The 7,967-nt window shown below is 37.9% G+C and carries 6 protein-coding genes and 1 rRNA gene; 1 reads left to right on the top strand and 6 read right to left on the bottom strand.

Annotation, left to right across the window (positions count from 1 at the left end):
• Positions 1-635: 635 nt before the first annotated feature.
• A complete protein-coding gene (locus N0M92_RS28510; protein WP_230304103.1) occupies positions 636-1,193 on the top strand; it encodes a shikimate kinase in 558 nt (185 codons plus the stop codon).
• A gap of 121 nt (positions 1,194-1,314) precedes the next feature.
• Here the strand turns inward: N0M92_RS28510 and N0M92_RS28505 are convergent, their stop codons facing one another.
• The 6 genes from N0M92_RS28505 to rrf all read right to left on the bottom strand — a co-directional run.
• Positions 1,315-2,328, bottom strand: a complete 1,014-nt coding sequence (locus tag N0M92_RS28505; RefSeq protein WP_260288939.1) for a LacI family DNA-binding transcriptional regulator — start codon at positions 2,326-2,328, stop codon at positions 1,315-1,317.
• A gap of 204 nt (positions 2,329-2,532) precedes the next feature.
• A complete protein-coding gene (locus N0M92_RS28500) occupies positions 2,533-3,741 on the bottom strand; it encodes an MFS transporter (RefSeq protein WP_260288938.1) in 1,209 nt (402 codons plus the stop codon).
• A gap of 275 nt (positions 3,742-4,016) precedes the next feature.
• A complete protein-coding gene (locus N0M92_RS28495; protein WP_260288937.1) occupies positions 4,017-4,901 on the bottom strand; it encodes a quinate/shikimate dehydrogenase in 885 nt (294 codons plus the stop codon).
• A 60-nt stretch (positions 4,902-4,961) separates the two neighbouring features.
• On the bottom strand, positions 4,962-5,723 hold the full coding sequence (gene aroD / locus N0M92_RS28490; RefSeq protein ID WP_260288936.1) for a type I 3-dehydroquinate dehydratase: 762 nt from the start codon (positions 5,721-5,723) through the stop codon (positions 4,962-4,964).
• Between the two features lie 67 nt (positions 5,724-5,790).
• The gene (locus N0M92_RS28485) at positions 5,791-6,993 is read right to left on the bottom strand and encodes an MFS transporter (protein WP_260288935.1); all 1,203 of its coding nucleotides are present in this window, start codon (positions 6,991-6,993) and stop codon (positions 5,791-5,793) included.
• An 882-nt stretch (positions 6,994-7,875) separates the two neighbouring features.
• Positions 7,876-7,967 (bottom strand): 5S ribosomal RNA (gene rrf / locus N0M92_RS28480); the annotation flags it as partial.

Raw genomic sequence — 7,967 nt, 5'->3', positions numbered from 1 at the left:
CTTCTGCGAAGTTTTTAACTTATTTTAAATCGCTGTGTTTTTCAGCGACCATTTCATCTTATCATTTTCATAGTAAGAAGTCAATAGTTATTTCTTTCAGCAATCTGCCGAAAGTGATGAAGTTTTTTCGTTTGTCTTAGTTGGTGCTTATTTATATTAATCCTTTCCCAATATAAAGTCAACACATTTTATACATTTCTTTGTTAAATGATTTAATCACTTAATGGAATAAATGTATTAGTCGTACCCTGGCTTCCGCTTGAAATATATACATCAAACAAAATCATTGCCTCCACCCAATTTATTGATTCATAGACCCGTTTGAAACACATTCCCCTTCAACCTGATAATGCTTTTGGCAAAACCCATAAAACCCGCAAGTGATAAGTAACGGCAATAACAAACTGTATAGATGAAGAAACGTATAATTAGATGTATAAATCGAATAATGAAACCTGATTGTTCATTTCGAATGAATTGATTTAAAATAAACCGCTAAATCACGGGATTACATTGTCCAAATATTAAAAAATTTTTTTTACAATTTTACTTTCATGTACTATAATAAATATATTTTAAAAATTTCAGGAGAGACTTTTAATCATTATAAAAATAGTTGGGAGAGGAATTTATAAATGATTAATAAAAACACATCTTTGAGGATGCAAAGTATCGTTTTTATTGGCTTTATGGGGGTAGGAAAGACAACGATCGGTCAGAAAGTAGCAAGGAAATTATATAGGGACTTTATTGACATAGATCAAGAAATTGAAAAGGAATTCAATATGCCCACTACGGAAATATTCAAGAAGTTTGGGGAAAAAGCTTTTCGCGAAAAAGAAAAAAGTGTGATTGAAAGCTTTAGTCAACAGCAATTGAAAATCATTTCAGTTGGAGGCGGGGCATTTTTACAAGAGGATATACGGAATATCTGTTTATCCAATTGCATTGTCTTTTATCTGGACTTATCTTGGGAATACTGGAAAGAAAGAATAGGCTTACTAATTGATAGTAGACCTGTTTTACAAAGTCGGTCACTTGAGGAAATTGAAGAACTCTTTTACACAAGACAAGAAATATACTCCTATCATCATTCAAAAGTGAATACCAATGATCTTGATGTTGATGAAGTGGCAGACTTCATAGTCGATTCATTAAAAGTGGCCTGGGATATTTATGAACCGCTTAAGTAAAACCATCCTTTTTGTTATGTAATCAATGTTCCCAATAAAAGAATAATAGAAAAGATGAAAAGGGTACAGCGGTATGGATACCTAACCTCCTGTAAACTAATCACCTTTTTATTTTTCTTTTTTAGGAAGACTCTCTAATAATCAGTTCTGGATTCAATATGATTCGCTGTTGTTCACGTTCAACTTTCTCCATTTGCTGATACAGAAGATTCGCCGCCTCCTTTCCTATACGTCTAGGGAATGAGGAAATGGTCGTTAACGGAGGATGATAGATTTCTGCGACTGGAACGTTATCGAACCCTACGATATCTATATCTTTTCCAGGTGTATATCCTTTCATCATTAATCCTTGCATAACACCGAAGGCAATTAAGTCACTAAAGCAAAAAATTGCAGTAGGCGGATTAGGATTCTCAAGTACTTTCAATACAGCCTCCAGCCCTCCTTCCCGTGTAGGGGCACTATCTATCACCAACGAATCATCCACTTCCAATCCCGCTCTTGAAAGAGCTTCACGGTATCCCTCCATTCTTTCAATCCAAGTAGAAGATTCCTTGATGCCACCAAGAAGCGCAATTCTTTTATGCCCCTTTCCAAGGAGATGCTCAACAGCGATCTTGGCTCCTTCTGGATAGTCTATGCCTACATAGTCGCTATTCACTCCAGGTAGTTCCCTGACAGCAAGGACCATCGGCGTGTCAATTTCATTTAACCGTTCAATTGTATCTTGTGAGCTTTCAGAGACAGGACAAAGAATCAGGCCTCCCACCCTATGTTCCATCATGGTCGAAAGGAGATGGTCTTGCTTGGCAACCGAGTCGAATGTAGTCCCCAGCAACACTGTATAACCAACCTCATCCAATGCATCGTGAACGCCTATCAGGAATTCAGAAAAAAAGGTATTTGATATGTCGGTAATAATGATTCCTACAGTATCGGAACTCTGCGACCTTAGGTTTGCTGCAATTCTATCGTAAACATAGCCTAATTCATGCATGGATTTTAATACCTTTTTTCGCGTCGCTTCCGATATCCGGGGGTTATTACGAACGATAAGGGAAGCAGTGGATGTAGATACCCCAGCATGTTTCGCTACCTCTTGCAGCGTGACCCGTCCTTTTTTGGATTGTTTCATAGTTCAATCACCATCTTGAATGTATTTTTGATATACTTATTATTATCATGTTCTTACTATAATAATAATATAGTTACTGTCATTATTACACCCTTGCTTTTGGAACATGGCTATCTCATCGATTAATAATCCCTCCAATACATCTATATCAAAAAAACGCCACCCTAGTTCTAGAAGATGGAGTTTTAATAATCCTTCAATATTTTAGCCATGGTTAAATATGGTCTGATGCTGTGTCAATTTTTTATACCGGTAATAAACAAAAGCTGCAGCTAGGATTCCTATCGTTGCAATAAAGCAATCGAAAAAAAATATATGCGATATATCCCCACTCTTAGCTATCAAGCCCGTTGCAATTGGTAAAATGACGCTCGCCAAACTGGATGCCGTCGCAACGATCCCCGTTACAGTTCCTTTTTTCCTCCAGAATAGTTCAGTCATTATTGCAATGGTTAATTGAAATATCCCAGCTGTCGATGCTCCAAGGAAAAAGGAGCTAATACTCAAGACAATAGGTGAATGTATCGTTAATATGATGATTACCGTAAGTAAAGTAATCATTGGATAAAGCAATATCACCGTCACCGGCTTAATCCATTTGTTTAATAAAATGGATAATAGCAGGACGGAAATTAGTGATCCAACACTATAAAAGCTCAATAATTTAATTGCATCTGAAGATGACATCCCTGCAACTTCCTGGCCGAAACTCGGTAGCCAGATTTGCGAAACTGTAAATAACGCAGTTGATGTAAACCCAATTATGATTAGCGCGACTCCTTCGCTCCAAAATTTTGGTTCAGTTATGAACCTGTTCATATGCAAAACCTCCTCATGACTGACAGCGTCGGATTTGCTTTTTGGAAATGAAGCGGACAACATAAAAAACAAATTCATGAAATAGATGACAGCCGGTAATAAAAATGCAAACCCGTAAAATAATTGATTCCTAGCAAGAAACAGGATGAGGAATGGTAGGATTGTTGCACCAAGTGAACCAAAAGCCTTGACCATGACACTGGCGGAACCAGCAGATTCAGGAAACATTTCAGTTAGCGCCGGATATGTACCCGCATCCATGGCTGAGTTGGAAATTCCCGCAAGTAAAGCAAATACAAAGGCCATTTCATATGTGGGGGAAAATGGAATCCCAATTAAAAAAACTCCCATTATAACCGAAGAGACAATGACCAATGGCTTTCTTCCAAATTTATCCGATAATACTCCCGAGAGACCATACGTGAGTAATCTACCTATTCCTATAGCTGCAATAAGATAACTGATGCCAGTAGAGTCCGTATCCCATTGTTCTGTTAAAGAGGGCATGTTTGAGGCGAGAATTATATTTACCATCCCCAGCAGAAAATAGTTAATATACATGCCAGATGCCGCTTTAAAATACTGATTTTTCATTATTACACCCCTCTAAAAAATCCCGTTGTGTTTCTCCCCTAGAACACTTTAATGCAAATGTAATTACATTAAAGCCTCCCCTTTATGTTATCCATTTATATGAAAACCACTTTTCAAAAAAAAAACGCTAAGAAAAACAAGGATTTCACTCCCTGCATTTTCTTAGCTCCGAGGTTTCACTCATTTGATGAGAATCATATAACGATGATGCACATCGATTATGACTAAACCTCTATTACGATAAAATGAAGAATAATCTCCAGAGTGGAATCATCTTATTCTGCAAACAATTGCTCTTTGATGTAATCAACAGGCATCTGTTGACCTGTCCATAATTCAAAGGCCAATGCACCTTGCCAAAGCATCATCCCAAGGCCATTAATGGCTGTAGCACCGGCAGCCTCAGCTTGTTCCATTAGTTTTGATTTACGTGGGATGTATACAACATCGGTTACGATTAAATCAGGGCGCAGCATTGATTCGTCTTGAATGACACTTAAGCCTTCAAGTGGTTTCATGCCAACGCCGGTTCCATTTGCCAAAATATCACTAGTTGCGATTTCAGCCTTTAGTTGTCCAACATTTTCAAGAGGGTATACATTGGCTTTCACATTTAAGTGCTTCATATCTTCATTGATGATCCGTACATTCTCTACTGCTTGCGGGAAGAAAGCATCATCACGAGCAAAAATGCTGATTTCCGCCACACCTTCCAGCGCAGATTGAATGGCAATTGGAGTGGCAGCCCCGCCAGAACCGATAAGAGTCATTTTCTTGCCTTTAATATCTATACCATGTTCTTTTAGGTTCCGAGTATATCCCATTCCATCGGTACTGTGACCTACGAACTTTCCATCGACATTGACAACTGTATTAACGGCCCCGGAAAATTTAGCACTGTCTGCCAATTCATCAAGATATGGAAGTATTTTCATTTTATTTGGCATGGATACGTTAAATCCTTTTACATTTAATGCACGCATCCCTTTGACTGCATCTTCCAGCTGTTCATTTCCAACTTCAAATGCTAAATAAGCGCAATTCAAGCCTAATTTATCGAAAGCCAAATTATGCATGGCAGGTGATAAAGAATGTCCGATAGGTGTTGCCAGCAATCCTACTAATTCCGTTTTTCCATTAATGCGTCCTAGATTTTCCATGTTTTATTCCCCCTGTTTTTTAAAATCTTATATAAATTCCTTCTTGAAAGGAATTATGAGTTAAATGTTTTGATCAATGATCTCCATTACATCTCTTAATTGAGCAACAGGAATTTGTCCTGGGGCAGATGCTTCTTTTCCGGCACCGAATGTACAAGCAGAACCAAACACCGCACCTGATAATCGACTGACCAGGCCTGTGCCCGACATTGACATCGTAATGAATGGACGATCGGCATACTTTGTTTTCATCATGTAAGTTGCATCTAATAAAACGAGTAAGTCACCAACCGTCTGGGGCATTACAGCGATTTTTGGAATATGGGCTCCAAATTCCTGCATTTTACGTAATCGGTAAATGATTTCTTCTTTTGCTGGTGTCTTATCGAAATCATGGTTACACATTACTACGTATACGCCATTTTCCTCAGCTACCTTTACAGTCTCCTTCACTGATGATTCTTCAAAAAACAACTCCACATCGACAAGATCAATCTTTTTCGTGCCAATTGCTGCATGAAGAAGTTTGAAATAATATTCATCGCTGATTTCCTTATTCCCGCCTTCCTTATGGCTTCTAAAAGTGAAAAGCAGCAAAGTATTGGGTACAGCACTCCTAAGTTTAGAGATCATATCCGAAACAGCTTCTAAGCTTTCAACTTGTTCATAGACATCTACTCGCCATTCGATGATATCTGGCTGCAGTGCATTTACCGTTTCAACTTCTTTAAGCAGTTCTTCTTCAGTTGTTCCCATCAGTGGAACGATGATCTTTGGTACCCCTTCTCCGATCGTTACGTCTTTGATCGTGATTGTTTTCATGGATGTTTCCCCCTTTTATCATTATCTTCAGTGGAGATTCATGCCCCGCTGATTTTCGGCTAAACCGTTAATTGGAAACCTTAATTACCTTTTTGTATCGATAGGCAACGAATACGGCCAATATAATACTAACTAACGCAATTGCCACATCAAACAAGAAGACCGCAGATAAACCCGCACTCTTAGAAATGATGCCTGTAACGAAAGGTATGATAATAAAGGCTGAACTGGCTGCAATGTTTACATATGAAGTAATCGTCCCTTTATTGGCAGGGAAGAACTCTGTTATTATTGTCATGGCCAATTGGAACACCCCTGCAGTTGAAAGCCCAATGAAGAAAGCGCTCAAAACAGTTATAAATGGTTGTTGGATGTATAGGAGTGACAATAAAGATAATGCTGCAATGATCGGATAAATAATCATGACGGTAATGGGCTTAATTACTTTATTCAATAGAACTGCTAGTAATATGACAGAAACAAGGGAGCCAATGCTATAGTAACTAAGCAATTGAACAGCCTTAGCCTGGGTTAGCCCCAATACAGCTTGACCAAAGTTCGGGAGCCAGACTTGAACCAGCATGAATAAAGCAGTTGATGTGAAGCCTAATAGTATGACGGCAACCCCCTCTTGGGCAAACTTCGGTTTTGAGAGGAATTGGTGTTGAACCGGCACAGCTTGTTCATCATCTTGAGTCTGGCGTTGAGCTTTATGATCCGGGAATGAAACCTTAAGGAGGAAAAGCCCATTAACAAGATAAACAGCAGCCATCAAGAAGAATGTATATCCGTAAAACATATCTCTAGCCATAAAGAACGCCATGATAAATGGTAGAAGTGCGGCCCCGACTGAAACGAACGCTTTTATTAATACAGTAGCGGAACCTGCTTTCTTTTGAAAAGCCTCGATAAGTGCTGGATACGTACCAGCATCCAAAAATGAGTTTGCAACACCAGCACACACAGCAAATATAAATGCCAATGTGTAGTTAGGAGCCAAAGGTATACCTATGAGGAAGATCAGGTAGATAAAAGATGCTGAAACGACAAACGGCTTCCTTCCTAACTTATCCGACAGTCTACCGGCGAAAAACAATGAAACTAACTTACCGATTCCTATTGCAGAGACCAAGTAACTTATCCCTGAGGCACTTGTATTTAATTGTTCGGATAAGTTTTCCATATTTGACCCAATGATAATATTGATCATGCCTAAAATAAAATAGCTAATATATAAACCTGTTGCCATTTTTATAAATGGATTTTTCATGAAACACACCCCTATTAAAAAAGTTATCGAAATGCAATTTGATTCTTAAGCCTTTCAGAAGTTTCCCCCTTACCCCATACCACAAATTTAAGAAACAAGTTACGTACTTACTAAATAAAAACAATAAACTTCATTAGGTTAACCGGCTTAAGTTAGTACATCGTTCTACTAACTTTCACAAACTAGTATATCGTTCTACTAATCTTAGTTATTATAAGTACATCGTTCTACTAATAATAATTGGTATATCGTTATACTTAACAATTAGTTTCTAAATTCAAAAGGTATTGAATTAACTCTTACGCTAAAGTTTTTTAGTTAACTTTCTTTAGTATATCGTTCTACCAAACTATTATACTGCGCTAATTTAATTGTGTCAAACACATGAAGCGATCCCTCATACTCATTACTTTTAAATTTCAAAGGTTCTCATTTTTGAACCTATTCACCTTAAAAGTTCAGCCATCCTTTGATTTGTTAGTGTTCATACAAGATGAAGAACACTTTTATTTACAGTGGCGCAAATTATTTTATTATTTATGAAGGCTCCCTTCCTTTTCGATATTCTCCACTTTTTTATTTACCTGTTTCTGAATAAGTTACCTGTTTCTGAATAAATTTCTTTTTGGCTAAAATATATGCAATGCTGCTTATTTAAACTAATTATCCAGTTATTTGCAATCGATTTGAATAACTCGTATCTAAGTAAGGTTGGAAGAACATCTCGCTTTATATCCCATATACAGAAGTTGTTAGATCATCCTTGATAGAGGCTGAAATCGAAAGGCGGTTCTCATTTTTATTTAGAATCGTTTTGACCCATCCTCATAATTGGTTTTATAACACAAAAAAAGACCAGCCGGATGGCTGATCTTTTAAATGGCTTGGCGGCGTCCTACTCTCACAGGGGGAAACCCCCAACTACCATCGGCGCTGAAGAGCTTAACTGCCGTGTTCGGAATGGGAACGGGTGT

Origin of the sequence: Peribacillus aracenensis (assembly GCF_025175645.1) — a bacterium.
In the GTDB taxonomy this organism is placed as follows: Bacteria; Bacillota; Bacilli; order Bacillales; family DSM-1321; genus Peribacillus; species Peribacillus aracenensis.
Note: the sequence above shows the minus strand (reverse complement) of the source record. Positions and strands in the feature narration are given on the sequence as shown.